Below are 16,951 nucleotides of genomic sequence, written 5' to 3'. Positions count from 1 at the left end.
AAGAAGAAAGCGCCGCTGTCGTGCCAGGAAGAAAGCATTTCTTCAATATGGCAGCTAACAACACGTCGGCGCTTCCCATCTTTGACGCATAGGAACAAAGACATGCGCAGAAATAGGAGTTCACGGAGCGGCATCGATATGCACCTCCTCGGAATGCCACAGCGCATGCGCGTCGATACGCACCAGTGCTGATGCTTGCAACGCATCGACGCGAACCTGTGCTTCGGCGAGTCGTGTCTGGCGCAGGTTGCGCAGCGTCAAAAGGTATTCGGCCAAGGGGGCCTCTCCCAATTCCCAAGCCCGCCGCGTGCGGTTGCTGGCCGTGGTCTGCGCGGCCAGCGCCTGCGTGAATGATTGCCACTGCGTGCGCTTACTATCCGCTGCTTGCACGGCGACCCACGCACCTTGCTCCACCGCGCGCCGCACGCCGAGCGCCTCGGCCTCTGCGGCCGCCGCGTTGGCGCTTTCCGTGGCGGCCATTGCACTGCGATAGTCCGTGCCAAATGGCACCGTCAAGACAACGCCAATGACACGTTCCGCCCCGCCGCGTTCAGACATCATGCGTACCCCGACGGTGGGGTCGGGCGTGCGGTTGGCGCGAGCGCGCTCGGCCACCTTGGCAAGGCGAGCCGCCTCTCCATCGGCAATGCCGATTTCGACGCTTTGTCGCACAATTCGCGCCAGCCACTCCTGTACCCCGCCCGGCAAGGGATCGGGATCTGGCAGGGTGGATGGCCGTGCGGGAATCTCAATGCCGGGGAACTCAATCACCAACGTCTGTCGTGCTGCCCGTTCTGCATCGCGCGCGGCGCTAACCTGGGCCGCAAGCAGTGCGCGTTCGGCTTGCAAAACGTCGCTGTCCCGCCGCGCGGCATCGCCCAGGGCCACGCGCCGGGCCATTGCTTCCTGCTCACGAATAAGCAACTTTTCCTGCGCTTGCATCTCGTCAGCCACGATGAAACTGCGCAGCCATCCGGCCCAGACTTCCAGCAGTCGCCTTGCCATCTGGTGCTCGGCATCTTCAAGGCGCATACCGGCCACGCCGCGGGTGCGGTTGCCGATCTCCCGATCCAGACGCGCCTTGTTTGGCAAGCGAACAGCACGGCTGAGCTGGATTTCCCATTCGTTGTAGCGACGCGCTTCGTTGGTCACGTTGCGACGTTGTAGGCCGCTACTGAGTTCAAACTCGTGGCTACCGGCTTCAAGGGCGCTTTGCGTGGCAGCAGCCGCGTCCAAGCGAGCGGCTGCGGCATTCACGACCGGCTGGGTTTTCATCGCCGCTTCGACTTGCGCCTGCGCAGGTAGCCAGGAGAGATCATCGGCGCGCACTTGCGCGGGATGGAATGTCAAGGCCGCAATGGCCACCATGACGGCACCAGCCGGTAGTACCAGGCTGCATCCCTTGTTTTTACTCGTCATACCAGTCTTCCACTTGCCAACACCGACTCCACCCACCAGCGGACATCGCTAGACGCGATGCGCTGGCGCAGATGCGCCAGGACCTGTTCCAGTTGTTCGTATTCGATCAACACCCAGATGACGCGCCGATCCACACGGCCGCGAACCTTCTCGCGAATGGACGCGCGCGCGAAGTCGCCGGTATGCCCTTCGGCGTGCAACAGGGTGAACCCTGGCAGCACCGGGTCGGCCATCAGGGCATCGGTGACGGCGTCTTCGAGCGTGGGTGGAAACACCAGATTCAGGCGCACCAGTTGCGCTTCTTTCAATCCGTTCATGCGTGGACTCCTTGTTGTGAGGAGATGGCCTGGCCGAATCGCCGGTACAGCACCGGCAGCAGGACCAGGGTCAGCGCCGTGGAACTGACCAGTCCGCCAATCACCACGATGGCGAGTGGGCGCTGGATCTCAGAGCCAGGGCCACTGGCCAGCAGCAGGGGCACCAGGCCAAAGGCGGTGATGGAAGCCGTCATCAGCACGGGGCGCAGCCGTCGCAGCGAACCTTCGCGCACCACCTGTTCCATGGGCAGGCCTAGCGCATGCAGGTGGTTGAAGTGCGTCACCAGCACCAATCCGTTGAGCACGGCGATGCCCAGCAGCGCGATGAAGCCGACCGAAGCAGGCACCGACAGGTACTGCCCCGACAGCCACAGCGCCGCCACGCCGCCGACCATGGCAAACGGCACGTTGCCGAGGATGAGCGCGGCCTGCCGCACCGAGCCGAAGGTCATGAACAGCACGAAGAAAATCAGCCCCAGGGCCACCGGCACTACCATGCCTAGGCGGGCCGCTGCACGTTGCTGGTTCTCAAATTGCCCGCCCCATTCGACGCGGTAGCCGGGCGGCAGCGGCACGTCGAGCGCCACGGCTTCGCGCGCTTCATCTACGAAGCCGACCAGATCGCGCCCGCTCACGCTGGACTGGATCAGCGCGAAGCGCGAACCGTTCTCGCGCCGCACCAGCACGGGGCCATCGGTGGTGGCGATGCGCGCCAGCGAGGCTAGGGGGATCTCGCCCTGATCGCCACGGGCGAGCTGCAAGTCCTTGAACCGCTCGGCCGATCCGCGCAGCCGGGCATCCCCGCGCACCACGATGGGCGTGCGCCTGTCCGGCTCGATCACCAGCCCGGCCGGCACGCCTTCGAGCTGCGCACGCAGCTCGTCCTGAACCTGCGTCACGGCCAGTCCGGCGCGACCGGCCGCCTGCGCATCCACCTTCACCTGCAGGTATTCCACGCTGTCGCTGGCCTGGGTGAGCACGTCGCGCGCACCGGGCACTTTCTCGATGCGAGCGGCCATGCGCTGCGCCAGATCGCCCAGCGTTTGCAGATCAGGGCCGAACAGCTTGACGGCCACGTCGCCCCGGCTGCCGGTGAGCATTTCCGAGATGCGCATCTCGATGGGCTGGGTAAAGCCGAATTCCAGGCCGGGGAAGGCATCCATCACCTTGCGTATCTCGGCACTCAACGCGTCCTTGTCGGCTGCATGCCAATCCTTGCGCGGTGCGAGCTGCATGAACAGGTCGGTTTCGTTCAGGCCCATCGGGTCGAGCCCCAGCTCGTCCGAGCCCACCCGCCCGATGCTGTGCCGCACCTCGGGCACCGCCGCACCGATGGCCTTCTGCACCGCCAGGTCAATCTCCAGCGAGCGCTGCAACCCAATGGACGGCGGCTTTTGCAGTTGCAGCAGGATATCGCCCTCGTCCATCGTCGGCATGAACGCCTTGCCCGTGCCGAGGTAGGCCACCACACCCAATGTCAGGGCCGCGATGGCGACCGCCGATGCGCGTAGCGGGTGGTGAAGCGCAGCCTCCAGCAGCGGTTGGTACAGGCGCGTGGCCCAGCGCATCACCCACGGCTCGGTGTGCGCGTGTTCCTTGAGCAGCAGCGAGGCCAGCACCGGCACCAGCGTGAGCGACAGCAGCAGCGAGACGCCCAGGGCGAACACGATGGTCAGCGCCACCGGCACAAACAGTTTGCCTTCCAACCCTTGCAGCGTGAGCAGGGGCATGAAGGTCAGACAGATGATGAGGATGCCCGAGGCCACAGGCATGGCGACCTCGCGCGCCGCGGCGAATATGCGGTGCAGGCGCGGCTGGTGCGCACTGGGCGCGTGCGGGTCGAGCCGACTGACGGCGTTTTCCACCACCACTACGGCAGCGTCCACCAGCATGCCGATGGCGATCGCGAGGCCCCCCAAGCTCATCAGGTTGGCGCTCATGCCGACCAGACGCATCAGAAGGAAGGTGCCCAGTGCCGCCAAAGGCACCATCACCGCCACAACCAGCGCGGCGCGAAGCTCGCCGAGGAACAGAAGCAGCAGGATAACGACCAGTACCGTGGCTTCCAGCAAGGCGCTTTCCACCGTGCCCACAGCGCGCTCGATCAACGTGCTGCGGTCATAGAATGGCACCACCTTGACGCCGGGCGGCAGGCTGGGAGTCACCTCGTCCAGCCGGGCTCGAATGGCTTTGACCAGCGCCGAGGCATCGGCCCCGCGCAGCGCCACCACGATGCCTTCCACCGCTTCGCCCGCGCCGTCCCGGGTGACGGCGCCATAGCGCGTCACGCCTTCGATGCGCACCTGGGCCACGTCGCCCAGGCGAACTGGGGCCGTACCATTGGCCCCCGCGCGCAGGATCAGACGGGATAAATCGTCCAAAGTGTGGATCGCGCCTTCGGCGCGCACGATCAGCGTGTCTTCGCCTGCATCCAGGCGGCCCGCACCGTCATTGCGGTTGTTGCGGCCGATTGCCGTGATGACATCAGAGAAGCTGAGGCCCGCAGCGGAAAGCCGTGCGCGATCCGGCACCACGGCAAAGCTCTTGGCTTCTCCACCCAGCACGTTGACATCGGCAACACCGGCCAGCGTGCGCAGGGCCGGGCGCAGCGTCCAGTCCAGCAGAGCGCGGCGCTCGCTCAGCGTGAGGCCACCGCCTTCGATGGTGAACATGAACACGTCCGACAGTGGTGTCGAAATCGGCGCTAGTCCGCCGCTGACGCCTTCGGGTAGGCTGCCCGAAACGCCGCCATAGCGCTCGGCCACCTGCTGACGCGCCCAGTAGATGTCACTGCCTTCGGCGAAGTCCAGCGTGATGTCGGCGATGGCATACTTGGCCGTGGAGCGCAGCATCACGCCCTGCGGCACGCCGAGCAACTCCATCTCCAGCGGCGTGATCACGCGCGACTCCACCTCTTCGGGCGTCATGCCGGGGGCCTTGATGATCAGCTTGACCTGCGTGGGGGAAATATCCGGATAGGCATCGATCGGCAGTTGCAGGAAGGCTGCCAAGCCCGCACCTGCCAAAGCCAGCACGCCGAGTAGCACCAGCGCACGTTGGCGCAGGGAAAATTCAATCAGACGGGACAACATGCGTGGTCGCCCCTCATTGCAATGGAATCATGGATTTGAGCAGTGCCGTGCCGCGCACGACGACCTGCATGCTTGCCGCAAGCGGCGCAGTGTCTGGCGAGACGGCACGCACGGCGCTTGACGCCTCTGATTCGTCTTGCCCCAGCAGTTGCACCGGAACAGCGCGGACGCGTAGGTCGCCTTGCTTGTCTTGCGATGACGGCTCAGCAACGTAGAGCACGTGGGCGCTGCCCGCTGGCAGCAGTGCGGACGATGGCACGCTCAAGGTGCCATGCGGTGCTGGCAGCAACAGCGCGACACTGATCTGCTGCCCGGCCGCATAGCGGTCTGCCCCTGCCTGATCTGCATCGACGCGGGCACGTACCCGCAGGCTCTGACTACTGAGGTCAGTGTCGCCACCAACGGCCGTCACCCGAGCGATCGTGCCATCGGGAAGACGCACTTCCAAGCCCGGGCGGAGATCCGAGCGCCACCGCAGCGGAACCGTGACGCTGACATCCAGCGGGCCAGGCTCAGCCACCAGGAAGGCGATGTCGAGCGGCGCGACCGCCTGCCCGAGGCTCAGGTGACGACGCATCACCCGCCCGGACAAAGGCGCCAGCAATTCATACTCGCCCGCCTGCCCACCGCTAACGGGTCGAAGCCGTGCGAGGGCGCCATTGGTCTCTTGCAACGTACTTTGCGCAACCGCCGCGCGCGCTTGGGTTTGCTCGTTGCGCGTGGCTGGGATGATGCCCTCGGCCAAGAGCGAGGCATCGCGCCGGGCCTGCGCCGCGGCCACCGCCGCTTCGGTGCGGGCACGCGCCAGATCGGCCTGCGCCGCCAGAACGTCCTTGCTCTGGATGTGCGCCAGAGCTTGTCCTTGACGCACCGCAGCGCCTTCATCGACCAAAACACGCGTCACCACACCGCCATAGGGCGCTACGACGTGCGCGCTGGCCGAGAGCGGCGCTACGGTCTGCGCGGGCAAGCCATCCAGCGGTATCACTGCGGTGTCTTTGACGAGCGCGGTTTCCACACCCTGCGCGCGAAGCTGAGCAGCGTTGAGCTGAACGCCGCCAGCGCTCGGTTGGGCGACAGCCTCGCTCGCGTCTTTATCGGCTACGGTTGTCCGCGGCGTTGTCCAGGCCCACCAGCCGTACCCTGCGGCAACCAGAACCGCCACGCTGATAGCGGACAGGGCCAGAGTCTTGGTTCGGCTGGAGGCACCCGCCGCTTTCAAGGTCGGGAAGCTCATGCTTGTGCTGCTCCAAACGACGTAGAGCAGAGTAGCGAGCACACAGCGCGGATTGAAAATCCGTCGCATATGAAGCGGTGCGCGAGGTTAATGAGGCGAAACATGCGGTCGATCTCTTGTAAAAGATCGGCTCATGTTCTTCGGTGAAGCTTTGAGAAAGCTTTGGAGAAAGCGAAATTTGCTCAGTACGATGTATTTCGGCGAAACGCCTGCTTTGAGCAGCAAGCAATCGATAAACTGATTTTTCAGTAACTTGCTCTGATATGCCAGCGGTGCGCCTTTGCTACCTCAAACATCGGAGCCATACACCATGAATGTCAGGAATTCCGAATACCGCTTCAGTCCTTTGGTCATAGGACTGCATTGGCTGACCGTGCTTCTCATCATCGCGGTCTATGCGAGCATGGAGCTGCGCGGACTGGCACCCAAGGGAGCCTTGAGAGACGCCATGAAGTCCTTGCACTACCTGCTGGGCCTCAGCGTTCTGGTTATCGTCGTGATCCGTATCGGGGTGCGCATCCAGGCGGGCGTGAAGCCCGCGATCCAACCACCCATGCCACGCTGGCAGGCCACGCTCGCCGATGTCATGCACTATGCGCTCTACAGCTTCATGCTCGCCATGCCGCTGCTCGGATGGCTCACCTTGAGTGCGGCGGGCAAGCCGGTTGTTCTGTTTGGCTTGCCCATTCCCTCTCTGATCGGCACCGACGTTGCTTTGTCGCGCCAACTCAAGGATGTCCATGAGGCGCTGGCGACATTGGGCTATGTCTTGATCGGATCGCATGCGATGGCGGCGCTGTTGCACCACTACGTCATGCGTGACAACACACTGGTTCGCATGCTTCCCGGTCGTCGCCCCTGACCTACTGGCCTCAGGCTGCTTTATATGGATTCGAATCTCCAATGACCAAATTTCACCACCGCGCCCACCCTGAAAGTCACCGCACTGAACATATCGGATGGCTGCGCGCCGCTGTTCTGGGTGCCAATGACGGCATCATTTCCACGGCCAGCCTGGTTGCAGGCGTGGCTGCTGCCCATGCAAGCCATGCCAGCATCATGACCACGGCCATCGCGGGGTTGGTAGCCGGTGCCATGTCCATGGCTGCAGGCGAGTTCGTGTCGGTCTATTCACAAGCTGATACGGAGAAGGCGGATTTGGCGCGGGAACGTGATGAACTGGAAAACAGTCCGGAAGCAGAGCATCGGGAACTAACGGCCATCTATGTCCGGCGTGGCCTGGATCATCGACTCGCGGATCAGGTCGCCACGCAATTGATGGCGCATGATGCGCTGGGCGCGCACGCGCGCGATGAATTGGGCATTTCTGAAACCTTGAGCGCTCGCCCGCTGCAAGCCGCCATGGCGTCCGCTGGGAGCTTCGCGATGGGTGCGGCCATGCCGCTGGCCGTGGTTCTGTTGGCGCCGGAGCAGAGCCTGCTCTATTGGATCGTCGCGACGGCGATTGTCTTCCTGGCCCTTCTCGGCGCTGCGGCCGCTGCCGTGGGTGGTACGCCGCTCTTCAAAAGTGCGCTGCGCGTCGCGTTCTGGGGCACATTTGCCATGGCGGTGACAGCGGGCGTGGGAGCCATGTTCGGCACTGCGGTGTAGATCTGCGTCAATCTCAGAGCAGCGGTGGCCAAGGGCCAAGCCGCGCGGACAGCCGACCGTTGTCCAGTGAGAACGCCAGCGGCAGGTCTATGGCATGCGCGAGCGCCAGGGCCAGTGCAAGTCCCAGCCCGGCGTGGTGCGCCGTGCCACCTTCGGAATCCTTGCGCCAGAAGCGAAGTCCGAATTGATCCAGATCGGATGCCTGCAAATTGGGAGCTGTGTTGACGATGGTCAACATCCAGCCGGAAGCCGCGCGCTCCAGCCTACATTGAATGTCGTCGCCTTCGGGCGCGTATTCGATGGCATTGCGCAAGAGGTTGGAGACGATGCGTTCGATCACGCCCTGATCGCTTTGCACCCATGCCGATTCAGGCAAAGTCACACGGATAGGTGACTTGGGTGCCATTTGCTGGACGTTGAATCCCGCCAGCAACTCTTGCAGCAAAGCTGTTAGATCCAGAGGATCAAGCGCAAGTGTGTGTTGGCCGGATTCAAGCCGCGCCAACAACAGCAGAGTGTCCACACTGCGCTGCATGCGTGAACTGGCCTGGATCGTTGCATTCAGGGCGCGCTGGATTCGGGTCGGGTCGGCATCGATCAAAGCGCTTTCTGCGCTGATGCGGATTTCTGCCAAGGGCGTGCGCAACTCGTGGGCCACGTCGCGGGAGAAGCGGCGCTCGCGGGCAATGGCCGCATACAGGTGATGCAAGCCCTGATTGAAGGCTTCGGCAAACGGCCGCAGTTCGCGTGGAAAGTCCGCTCCGATCCGCGCAATCGGCCGATCCGAACGCAGGTCGGCCAGTTGCACGCCAACGCGCTCCAGCATGACCACGATGCGCCGAACCATGAGCAGCGCCAGGCCTGTGGCCAGGAGCGTCGCCAGCACGATACCGCCCAGGAGCGTGAAGTGGATGCGCCGTTCGGTTTGATCCCAATCCCGACGTTCTGTTGCCACAACCAGCAATCGAGATTCCTCACCTCTTACCGGCACGCGCGTCGCCAGCGCGCGGCCCGCGTGGCCGTCCGGGAGTATCACGTCGTAGTAGCGTGGGGTGCCTTGCTCCACCGGTCCAAGCGCCAGCTCGGCCCCAGCACTGCTGGGCGAACGCAGCAAGGTCCGGTGGGTCTGCGAATCGAAGACCGTGAAGAACTCGGTATGCCCGCCAGGCTCGTATTCCGGCATGAGGCTTTCGAGCTTTCTCGCATCCAACTCCTGCAGCACGCGCCCCACCGCCGCTGATCGTTGCATCAGGGTGGTATCCATCCGTCGGTAGATTTCGTGGTCGATCCAGTAGTCGAGGACGGGAAACAGGATGGCGAAGGTTCCTCCAATGCAGATCACCAGGCTGGCAGCCAGCCGCCGCTGCAAGGACCAGGATCTGCCTTGACTCGCATCAGAGAGGGCTTCGGAATCGGGACGTACCATCGTTCAGGGCAGTATGTAGCCGAAGCCACGTCGTGTCACGATCAGTTCATCCAGGCCGCACTGGGCGAGCTTGGTTCGCAAGGTGCTGACGATCACCTCCACCACCTTGTCCGATGCATCGCTGCGGCTGTCGTACAAATGTTCAAAAATCTGCGGGCGCGACAGCGTGGCGCCGCGCCGACGCAGCAGCAAGTCGAGCAGTCCATATTCCTTCGGCGTGAGCCCAAGATCAATGCCCTTGAACCTCGCGGTGCGCGAGCGCGGATCGACCTCCAGATCGCCGTGGCGCAGAACTGGAACGTCCCGTTGCGGCGGACGCCGCACCAGCGCCCGCAGGCGAGCCAGCAGTTCGGCCAGCTCGAAGGGTTTTGTCAGGTAGTCATCGGCACCCGCATCCAAGGCCCGCACCCGGTCGTCAAGCAGTTCGCGCGCGGAGAGCACCAATACCGGAGCGGCATGGGCCTCCCGGCTCAATGCGCGCAACACGCCAAAGCCGTCCAGCCGGGGCAGCATCAAGTCCAGAATGATGGCGTCGTACCGGTAGCTGGCAAGAAACTTCAGCGCGGACACGCCATCGGCTGCTGTATCGCAGGCATAGCCTTCCGACTGAAGGCTCTGGCTCAGGGCTTCGGCCAGCGTTTGCGAGTCTTCCACGATCAATACGCGCATATGCTTTCTTCCATTCAGCGCATCTCGAAAAGCTCTTGGTGGAAGGCTTCCGGCTCCAACCCCTGGGCCAGCAGGTCGGCGCGCAACGCGCTGCCGAAGGCCGTGGGGCCGCAGAACCAGACGCTGGCGTCTTTCCAACCGGGAACCATGGCACGCAGGCGCTCACCTGTCAGGCGACCGTCCTTCTTGTCGATGAACAGGTGTAGCGCAACGCCGGCCGCCTCGCTGTCGGCGCTCAGTTTCTCGATGGCCTGCGGATCAACGTCGCTCGTCGGATGAAACAAATCGATGGGACGTGCGTCTTGGCCCTCGTGCTGCGCCAGGAACTTCATGCGCGCGATGAACGGCGTGATGCCGATGCCAGCACCGATCCAGATCTGGCGGGCACGCCCGTCGTCGAAAGTGAAGCAGCCGTAAGGCCCCTCGACCGTCACCCGGTCGCCAACTTGCAGGCGTTCCGGCAGCCGGCGGGTGTGGTCGCCCAGCGCCTTGGTGATGAAGGTGATGCGCCGGTCTTCCGGCACCCAGGCTGAGGCCAGCGTGTAGGGATGCGGGCCTTCTTTCGGGTTGGACATGGCGAAGGCAAACTGTCCGGGCCGGTGGCCGGGCCAGGCCGGGTCCATTCGCAGGGTGGTTTCCAGCACGTTCAGCGCAGGGTAGGTCTGCAGCGATTCGATGACACCGTGCGTGGTGCGCTGCGCACCGACCCGGCCCAGCAGCACCCACACCGCCGATACCGTGCCGCTCGCCAGCAGCATAGCCAAAGCCCAGCCCACGGGCTGCGCCCAGTAGGAGAACTGAACCAGCACCAAGGTGTGGAAGGCCAGCACCAAGTAGATCGCTGCCATCCAGTGGTGCGTCTTGGCGAACAGCCGGTATGGAAAGCGCTTGACCAAAGCCAGTACCAGTAGCACCGCGACGGCGTAGAAGGCCCATTCGCCCAAGTCCTCGGCCAGTCCGCGCCAGCCACGCAGCGCCGATTCAATGGAGCCCATTGAATCAGCCGCTGCGCGGGGCTTGCGCGCCGGGCGCGTCAGCCAGCCCCAGCCTACGGCCCACTTAGTACCCTGCGCCCACAGCCAGTGTATTGTTGCAGCGGCCAGAGCGGCGATGCCGAGCCACTTGTGCAGGCGGTACATCTTGTCCAGTCCGTTCAAGCTGGGCTCCAGCCACGCAGGGCGCGTGGCCAGCACCATCGCCACGGACATCGTGCCGATGGCCAGTACGCCGCTGTATTGAATCCATACCGTTCGCAGGGCGAAGTAGTTGGACTGTGCAGGCCAGAGCGTATCGGTAAAAAGCCATAGAGCGCTCAATGCCAGCGCAAAAAACCAGAACGTCCAAATTATTCTCTTCATCGTGGATTTGCCCTAAATTCTGCGGAAGGCGCATGCGGTATTGGTCTGAAACCATCAATCCAGATACGCGATAGCGTGCCTTTGAATGTGGCCATGTATCCGAAATTACAGAAAATTTTAATTCTGGAATCCCAACCTTTGGTAATGCTTTGGATTGATCAACCATCAATAAATAGGATCTAATTTTTCCCACCGGCTTGTGGCATTACCTTGACTCAAGAAATGGTTGGCCCCCGATGCCGCCCAATCTCCCATGACACCGCGCCGCCGCGCACCGTCCCGGCAAGCTGCTGCCCCATTCGCTGCTCGATCACCGGTTTCCACGGCACCAGGCTGAACCCCATGCCGTCATCGAGCATCGCGTAGCGCCCGCTGGCAAGCATGACGGAGCGCCGGTAGATGCCGGCCACGCGCTGCCCATCGGACACGGGTCGATGCTCCAAGCCAGTTTCGGCCGCAATGTCTTTGGCGACCTGCGCCAGTTCCCGGTTGCGCAGTGTACCCAGCAGGTTGCGCGCCAGGATCACGCGCTGGCCGCGCCGCTCGGCCAATCCCTGTTCGGCCAGGAAGTCGGCGCGCTGCTGCATCGCCTGTTTGGCCTCGCTGCCAAAGCCGAGGTCGCCCAGGCCCGAGCCGCCGCCGATCAATTGCTGGTCGAGCCAAGTGGCCCCAATCACGCGGGCCTGCCGCTCGATGGGCAGGTGCGATTTCAGTTCCACCGCCACGCCGCCCAGACGCTGCGCGTCGTAGCGGCGGCCCTGTTCGGCCAGGTCGTCCGGCACCTTCCAAAGTCCCTCGGCCACGCGCTCCACGATGCCGGCGCGGCGCAGGGCTTCCAGCCGGCGGACGTGGACCGCGACGACTTCCTGCGGATCACGGCCCGGCACTGTCTGCCCCTGCGCGACGGCCAGATGATGGTCGGTGCGGTACAGGCCACCGCTCGCCAGTGCGGTGATGTTCTTGTCGGCCGCACGCACGTCGGCCGATCCCTTCACCGCCACCACGGCGCCGGTCGGATAGTTCGCCAGCTCGTCGCGGGCATTGAGCGCGACGTAGTGGGCCTTGCCGTCCACGCCGTCGATGACCAGATAGCCCCGGTCGCGCAGCTCGTCGGCCAGCCCCTTCGCGGCTACGCGGCCGAGAATGGTTCGGCCATCGTCGCCCGGCTCGAACACTGCCAGCTCGCGCGGCTCGCCGCGCATGGCCCGCTGCATGGTGCGGATGATGTCGCCACGCTCGCCCAGGGTGCGCAGGGTCTTTTCCGCGTCGGCGTGGACGGCCCAGGTGCCGGGCTGCATTTCGTCGGCCAGGCCCAGGCGCTGCAAGCGTTGCAGCCGGCCAACCAGCAACAGGCGCTGGCGTTGCAGTCTCGGTTCGTTGAAGCGTTCGATCTGCACTCGGCCGTCGTCGCCGGCCTCGCGTTGCAGGGTGCGATCCAGGCTCGTCCACCGCTCCTGCTCCACCTCGCGCTGCAAGGTCTGCTGGATCTCCAGCTCGGTGCGCGGCCCCAGCCATTCGGTCGCCAGCTCGGCGGCGCGATGGCGGAAGCCATCGGCGATGTAGTCGCCCGCAATGATGAGGTCTTTGCCGGTGTCGTCGCGCCCGCGCACGACTATGTGCGTGTGCGGGTTGTCGGTGTTCCAGTGGTTGACGGCCACCCAATCGAGGCCCGTGCCCAGGTCGGCTTCCATGCGGCCCATGAGGTGCCGCGTGTAGGTGCGCAGGTCTTCCAGCTCGGCGCCATCCTCGGGCGAGAGGATGAAGCGGAAATGGTGTCGGTCGTCGGCGCAGCGTTCCTTGAAGGCGTCGAGGTCGGCGGCATCGGTCTGCGGCCCGTAGGCTTGGCCCGGCTCGCCATCGCGGCCCACGCCATCGCGCTCGATGTAGCGCAGGTGCTTGGCGAGCGACTGCGGGCTGGCCTGGCGCTGGTTGACCAGCAGCGTCTTGATGGTCACGCGCCGCGACATGGGCGTGAGCTTCGCCCCCGCGAAGCGCGCCGCCGTGTGGCCGCGCCCCAGGCGCGAACCGGGCCGCTGGCCGGTGCCCCTCCCGGTGCCGCCAGCCGTCCCAGGACGGCGCACCGAGGACTTGCCGCCGCTGGCCTTGCCTGCCTGCTTGAGCACCTTGGAGACAAAGCCCTGGCCGCGATTCTTCGGGGCGCTGGGGCGGATGCGGAAATCGTCGTCGCGGCGGTCGGTCATGGCTGTGCCCTCTGCAAGCTCTGGCGTGTCCGGTCGTGCGAAGCACGCGGACATGCCTGCATTGGCGCGGGCCTCGCGCCACAAACGGCACGGCGGCGAAGCCGCTCCGTGCTGCGCCAACCCCACGTGCAGACTGGCTTTCGACGCGGCCCGGTGCCGCGTCCTTTTGTCTTGCCTTCCGCCTTTGCCCCTCGCTGGCGCTCCGGGCAGCGGCGGCCCGGCGGCGCTGCTGCGTGAGCAGCCAGCGCGCCGGCGAACGCGGACACGGCCGCAGGCCGGGCGCGTTCGAGGCAAGACGCCTGCACGTTGGACGGCTGCGCCGAAGGCAGCGCGAACTGCGGTGCCCAATGCGTAGGATTGGCACCCGCACTGCACGCGCGACGACACGGCGACGAACAGCAGAACGACACGCCCGATGGCACGATGAGATGCACGGCGACGTGCAGCGAATCGGCGGCCATCATGGGTGGGACTCCAGCCAGACCGGATGCGCGACGCCGATCACGGCGGATGCGCTGACCGGCCCGAAATACCGGCTGTCGAACGACGCCGGGTTGGTCACACTGAGCAGGAACAGTTCGCCAGCTTCAAGGCGACGGCATTGCTGCCAGGATGGCAGCGGACGACCCCAGCGATCAGCGGGCAGCACGGCGGCCGAAGGCACGCCGTCAATGCGGACGATGCGGCCAGAGATGCACACCTCCTGCGGTGCGATAGCGCCCACGCGCTTGAGCAGCGGCACGCGCGCCGGCAGGTAGCCGCGCTGCGCAGCCAGCGCGGCGGCGTCTGGCGGCAGCGTGGTCAGGACGATGCTGTCCACGGACAACGGACGTGGCAGCGAGCCGGCACCGTGGCCCAGCGGATCGACGCGATACCAGCCGACCGCCACACTGTCGGACGGGTTGTAGATCAGGCGCGGCAGCGGATGCACGAAGGATGCCCAGGCCAGCGCAGCGAGGCCGCAGGCGGACAGGCCCGCCAGCACGATGCGAGCGCGCAGGCGCGAGCGAGGCTGCGGCGCGGTGTCGGCAGCACAAGCGGCGGTCATGACAGCGCCCTCCCGGTCAGCCAGGCGGCGTGCCGCTCGGCTGTGTATTCGGGCAGTGGCAAGCGTGCGGCGAGCCGGTTGGCGAGCGTGCGCCAGTACGCGAGCGAGGCGCCGCCGGGCGCGATACCCAGCGCCTCGATGGCGTCGATGCGCTCCAGCACGGCGCGCACTGCGTTCTCGCCCTCGGCGTGCAGCAGCAGGCGCGCGCCCGGCAGCACGCCGGGGATGCGCTGCGCCGCATCGAACGGCGTGCAAGCCTGCATGACCATGAGCTGCCAGCGCACGGTGCCGTAGTCGTTGGCCTGCCAGCGGATGCGGCAGAACATCGCGCCCGGCAGGAACACCGCGCAGCGCCGCCAGCGGTCGAGCTGGAGGGTGCGCGCGGGTTCACCGAAGCGCAGATAGAGCTTGAAATGCGGTTCGATGTAAGCCAGCGCCACGCGCGTCAGCGGCGCGCTGGCGGGTTGGCCGGCAGGTGCTGCGAGCGCAGCCGTGGCCGCGACGGAAGGCGCGGAGGCAGGCGAAGCGGATGTAGTCATGGTGTGTTCTCCCTGCGGTTCTCTGGAAACTCCCGTTCCAGCAGGCCGCGCAGCAGGTCGGCCACGGTCACGCCTTGCGTGAAGGCCGACACCTTGATGCGCGCCCGCATCGCGGACGTGATGTCGAGGGTCAGGCGGGCGGTGTAGAGGTCGCCCTTGCCCAGCGCATCGGCGTCGCCCTGGCGAATCCACGCCTCGGCGTGCGGATTTGCGGGCGGGCGCGCGCCGATGCCGACGCGCTTGGCCGTGCGCTTGCTGTTCGGTGGTGGCTTCTCTGTCATGACGGCCACCGCAGCAGTTCGTCCACCAGCGCAGTGATTTCGCGGGCGGCTGCGCTGTCCGGCGCCGTCTCGCGTGCAAGCCGGCCAGCGGCCACGCTGTCGGCGAACACGATGCGCTGATGCACTTCCGCGCGCAGCGCAGGAAGCGGCTGGTCGGCGAGCGCCTGGCGCGCTTCGCGCCCGATCACCGTGGTGCTGACGCGCCGATTGATGACGAAGGCCGCGCGCAGCGCAGGCCGAAACACCTGCGCCTCGCGGATCAGCGCCACCATCTCGGCGCTGGCCCACAGGTCGTAGGGGCTGGGTTGCACGGGGATCAGCACGCGCTCGGCCGCCAGCAGCGCGGAGCGCGCCAGTGCCGCGATGCGTGGCGGGCCGTCGATGACGACGTGATCGGCCCGCCTGGCGAGTTCTGGTGCTTCCTGATGCAGCGTTTCGCGTGCCAGGCCCACGGCGCTGAACAACCTTGGCAAACCCTGCTGGCTTCTGCGCTGTGTCCAGTCCAGCGATGAACCCTGCGGGTCGGCGTCCAGCAGGACGACGTGCTGGTCGCGCATCGCCAGCTCGCCGGCGATGTGCGTGGCGAGCGTGGTTTTGCCCACGCCGCCTTTCTGGTTGAGCAGAGCGACGATCATGGCCTGGCCCTCCGTGCTGGAAAACCGGGCTTTTGCTGCTGCGTTTGTGGCCGCGTGGTGGTTGTCCACCGCAGCGGCGTTTCTCTACTAAAAGTTAGAGAAATGAAGTTAGGGAAGTTAGAGGGCCAGGAAACCCAGTGCTGGCGAGGGTTTGCGGCCGATCGGCACGCCTGATAGCACGATCGTCCCACGCCTGATAGCACGATACCCCGCACGCCTGATAGCACGACTCCATCCACAGGCTCTCCCGGAGTTATCCCCGTGCCGTCTGCGGCACGGGCCGGAATGTCAGCAGTTCCATGCCGTTGTCCGGCATCCGCTCGATGCCCAGGACGTAGCCGGGCAGCGACTGCCGTGCGACCAGCGCGCGCAGGTCGCAGGCGAAGTCGTAGGGCTTGGCGGTACTGCCCGATTTCTGGTGCAGGTAGCGGAAGTCGAACTGCCAGCCGTGCTCCTGCCTGCCGCCATGCTTGCGCACCAGCCGATACAGCCACCGCTCGATGCCGCCCGTGAGCCGGAAATACGCCGTGTCGATGGTCAGCACCAAGGCGGCGTCGAGCACGCCGGCATAGAACCAGTCCGGCAGGATCAGCTCGATGCCCAGCGGCGTGCCGCTGGCGTCGGCCAGTTCCTTCCACTCGTTGATCCATGAAAAACGATGCAGGCGCCGCCCGGTCGTCTCGCGGATGGACGTGGCCACCGTGGTCGATTGGAGGCGATCCAGCGCAGCCTTGAGGCGCTGGTAGTCGCGCAGCGACTTGCCGCGCCCGATGAAGCGCAGGATCTCGTAGGGCGTGGCGCGCATCAGCCGCGAAGGCCGCAGTCCCGCGTCCTTTGCCTCCACGATCTGCGAGGCCGCCCATATCAACACGTCCGCATCCCAAATCGTGGCGATGCCGTGCTCGGCCGTGCCTTCCACGCGGATCGTGACGTTGCCCGCGCGGAAGTCGATGGGCTTGACCCGCTTGGACTTGCCGAGCGAGAAGAACGGATAGGCCATCAGGTCTTGGCTGTCGCGCGGCGCCATGTCGCCGGGCAAGGCGCGGAACAGGTCGAGCTGTTCGCGCTCCTGCAACGGCCGCTGCCGGGACGGCAGCGCGGTGCTGGACATGGCGATG

At 65.4% G+C, this 16,951-nt stretch carries 15 protein-coding genes; 2 read left to right on the top strand and 13 right to left on the bottom strand.

Going from position 1 to position 16,951, the window contains the following annotated elements:
* Positions 1 to 120: 120 nt before the first annotated feature.
* From ACFQND_RS06700 to ACFQND_RS06685, 4 genes are read right to left on the bottom strand one after another with little or no spacing between them, the layout of a single operon-like run.
* A complete protein-coding gene (locus ACFQND_RS06700) occupies positions 121 to 1,419 on the bottom strand; it encodes a TolC family protein (protein ID WP_252978783.1) in 1,299 nt (432 codons plus the stop codon).
* Positions 1,416 to 1,736, bottom strand: coding sequence for a DUF3240 family protein (locus ACFQND_RS06695; protein WP_003056157.1), 321 nt, complete (start codon positions 1,734 to 1,736; stop codon positions 1,416 to 1,418). The genes ACFQND_RS06700 and ACFQND_RS06695 overlap by 4 nt, the downstream gene beginning before the upstream one ends.
* Positions 1,733 to 4,828, bottom strand: coding sequence for an efflux RND transporter permease subunit (locus ACFQND_RS06690; protein ID WP_235105032.1), 3,096 nt, complete (start codon positions 4,826 to 4,828; stop codon positions 1,733 to 1,735). Before ACFQND_RS06690 ends, ACFQND_RS06695 begins: the two co-directional genes overlap by 4 nt.
* Before the next feature lie 13 nt (positions 4,829 to 4,841).
* Positions 4,842 to 6,065, bottom strand: a complete 1,224-nt coding sequence (locus tag ACFQND_RS06685; protein WP_123787500.1) for an efflux RND transporter periplasmic adaptor subunit — start codon at positions 6,063 to 6,065, stop codon at positions 4,842 to 4,844.
* A gap of 310 nt (positions 6,066 to 6,375) precedes the next feature.
* Here ACFQND_RS06685 and ACFQND_RS06680 point away from each other — a divergent pair, with 310 nt between their 5' ends.
* Both ACFQND_RS06680 and ACFQND_RS06675 read left to right on the top strand, forming a co-directional pair.
* Positions 6,376 to 6,927, top strand: coding sequence for a cytochrome b (locus ACFQND_RS06680; protein ID WP_123787499.1), 552 nt, complete (start codon positions 6,376 to 6,378; stop codon positions 6,925 to 6,927).
* Positions 6,928 to 6,968: 41 nt separating this feature from the next.
* Positions 6,969 to 7,676 carry a VIT1/CCC1 transporter family protein gene (locus tag ACFQND_RS06675; RefSeq protein WP_123787498.1) on the top strand — a complete coding sequence of 236 codons (708 nt, stop codon included), beginning with the start codon at positions 6,969 to 6,971 and terminating at the stop codon, positions 7,674 to 7,676.
* A 13-nt stretch (positions 7,677 to 7,689) separates the two neighbouring features.
* Here ACFQND_RS06675 and ACFQND_RS06670 read toward each other — a convergent pair whose 3' ends face one another.
* The 9 genes from ACFQND_RS06670 to ACFQND_RS06630 form a co-directional block, all read right to left on the bottom strand.
* Entirely contained in the window at positions 7,690 to 9,102 is a 1,413-nt protein-coding gene (locus ACFQND_RS06670) for a sensor histidine kinase (protein WP_046984621.1), read from the bottom strand.
* Between the two features lie 3 nt (positions 9,103 to 9,105).
* The gene (locus ACFQND_RS06665) at positions 9,106 to 9,771 is read right to left on the bottom strand and encodes a response regulator transcription factor (RefSeq protein ID WP_012204578.1); all 666 of its coding nucleotides are present in this window, start codon (positions 9,769 to 9,771) and stop codon (positions 9,106 to 9,108) included.
* A 14-nt stretch (positions 9,772 to 9,785) separates the two neighbouring features.
* Complete coding sequence (locus tag ACFQND_RS06660) at positions 9,786 to 11,129, bottom strand: ferredoxin reductase family protein (RefSeq protein WP_123787497.1); 1,344 nt, start codon at positions 11,127 to 11,129, stop codon at positions 9,786 to 9,788.
* A gap of 215 nt (positions 11,130 to 11,344) precedes the next feature.
* A complete protein-coding gene (locus tag ACFQND_RS06655) occupies positions 11,345 to 13,330 on the bottom strand; it encodes a relaxase/mobilization nuclease domain-containing protein (RefSeq protein ID WP_123787496.1) in 1,986 nt (661 codons plus the stop codon).
* Positions 13,331 to 13,790: 460 nt separating this feature from the next.
* A complete protein-coding gene (locus ACFQND_RS06650) occupies positions 13,791 to 14,378 on the bottom strand; it encodes a S26 family signal peptidase (RefSeq protein WP_123787494.1) in 588 nt (195 codons plus the stop codon).
* The gene (locus tag ACFQND_RS06645) at positions 14,375 to 14,917 is read right to left on the bottom strand and encodes a DUF2840 domain-containing protein (RefSeq protein WP_123787493.1); all 543 of its coding nucleotides are present in this window, start codon (positions 14,915 to 14,917) and stop codon (positions 14,375 to 14,377) included. Before ACFQND_RS06645 ends, ACFQND_RS06650 begins: the two co-directional genes overlap by 4 nt.
* Positions 14,914 to 15,198, bottom strand: a complete 285-nt coding sequence (locus tag ACFQND_RS06640; RefSeq protein ID WP_123787492.1) for a chromosome partitioning protein ParB — start codon at positions 15,196 to 15,198, stop codon at positions 14,914 to 14,916. Before ACFQND_RS06640 ends, ACFQND_RS06645 begins: the two co-directional genes overlap by 4 nt.
* A complete protein-coding gene (gene parA, locus ACFQND_RS06635; RefSeq protein WP_123787491.1) occupies positions 15,195 to 15,833 on the bottom strand; it encodes a ParA family partition ATPase in 639 nt (212 codons plus the stop codon). The genes ACFQND_RS06640 and parA overlap by 4 nt, the downstream gene beginning before the upstream one ends.
* A gap of 253 nt (positions 15,834 to 16,086) precedes the next feature.
* A complete protein-coding gene (locus ACFQND_RS06630; RefSeq protein ID WP_123787489.1) occupies positions 16,087 to 16,944 on the bottom strand; it encodes a replication initiator protein A in 858 nt (285 codons plus the stop codon).
* Between the last annotated feature and the right edge of the window lie 7 nt (positions 16,945 to 16,951).

Origin of the sequence: Polaromonas aquatica (genome assembly GCF_042659145.1) — a bacterium.
GTDB lineage: Bacteria > Pseudomonadota > Gammaproteobacteria > Burkholderiales > Burkholderiaceae_C > Polaromonas > Polaromonas aquatica.
Note: the sequence above shows the minus strand (reverse complement) of the source record. Positions and strands in the feature narration are given on the sequence as shown.

What these genes read in the sequence shown, in the direction of transcription:
- ACFQND_RS06700 (WP_252978783.1), bottom strand. Translation starts at nt 1,419, where the DNA reads ATGACGAGTAAAAACAAGGGATGCAGCCTGGTACTACCGGCTGGTGCC.
- ACFQND_RS06695 (WP_003056157.1), bottom strand. Translation starts at nt 1,736, where the DNA reads ATGAACGGATTGAAAGAAGCGCAACTGGTGCGCCTGAATCTGGTGTTT.
- ACFQND_RS06690 (WP_235105032.1), bottom strand. Translation starts at nt 4,828, where the DNA reads ATGTTGTCCCGTCTGATTGAATTTTCCCTGCGCCAACGTGCGCTGGTG.
- ACFQND_RS06685 (WP_123787500.1), bottom strand. Translation starts at nt 6,065, where the DNA reads ATGAGCTTCCCGACCTTGAAAGCGGCGGGTGCCTCCAGCCGAACCAAG.
- ACFQND_RS06680 (WP_123787499.1), top strand. Translation starts at nt 6,376, where the DNA reads ATGAATGTCAGGAATTCCGAATACCGCTTCAGTCCTTTGGTCATAGGA.
- ACFQND_RS06675 (WP_123787498.1), top strand. Translation starts at nt 6,969, where the DNA reads ATGACCAAATTTCACCACCGCGCCCACCCTGAAAGTCACCGCACTGAA.
- ACFQND_RS06670 (WP_046984621.1), bottom strand. Translation starts at nt 9,102, where the DNA reads ATGGTACGTCCCGATTCCGAAGCCCTCTCTGATGCGAGTCAAGGCAGA.
- ACFQND_RS06665 (WP_012204578.1), bottom strand. Translation starts at nt 9,771, where the DNA reads ATGCGCGTATTGATCGTGGAAGACTCGCAAACGCTGGCCGAAGCCCTG.
- ACFQND_RS06660 (WP_123787497.1), bottom strand. Translation starts at nt 11,129, where the DNA reads ATGAAGAGAATAATTTGGACGTTCTGGTTTTTTGCGCTGGCATTGAGC.
- ACFQND_RS06655 (WP_123787496.1), bottom strand. Translation starts at nt 13,330, where the DNA reads ATGACCGACCGCCGCGACGACGATTTCCGCATCCGCCCCAGCGCCCCG.
- ACFQND_RS06650 (WP_123787494.1), bottom strand. Translation starts at nt 14,378, where the DNA reads ATGACCGCCGCTTGTGCTGCCGACACCGCGCCGCAGCCTCGCTCGCGC.
- ACFQND_RS06645 (WP_123787493.1), bottom strand. Translation starts at nt 14,917, where the DNA reads ATGACTACATCCGCTTCGCCTGCCTCCGCGCCTTCCGTCGCGGCCACG.
- ACFQND_RS06640 (WP_123787492.1), bottom strand. Translation starts at nt 15,198, where the DNA reads ATGACAGAGAAGCCACCACCGAACAGCAAGCGCACGGCCAAGCGCGTC.
- parA (WP_123787491.1), bottom strand. Translation starts at nt 15,833, where the DNA reads ATGATCGTCGCTCTGCTCAACCAGAAAGGCGGCGTGGGCAAAACCACG.
- ACFQND_RS06630 (WP_123787489.1), bottom strand. Translation starts at nt 16,944, where the DNA reads ATGTCCAGCACCGCGCTGCCGTCCCGGCAGCGGCCGTTGCAGGAGCGC.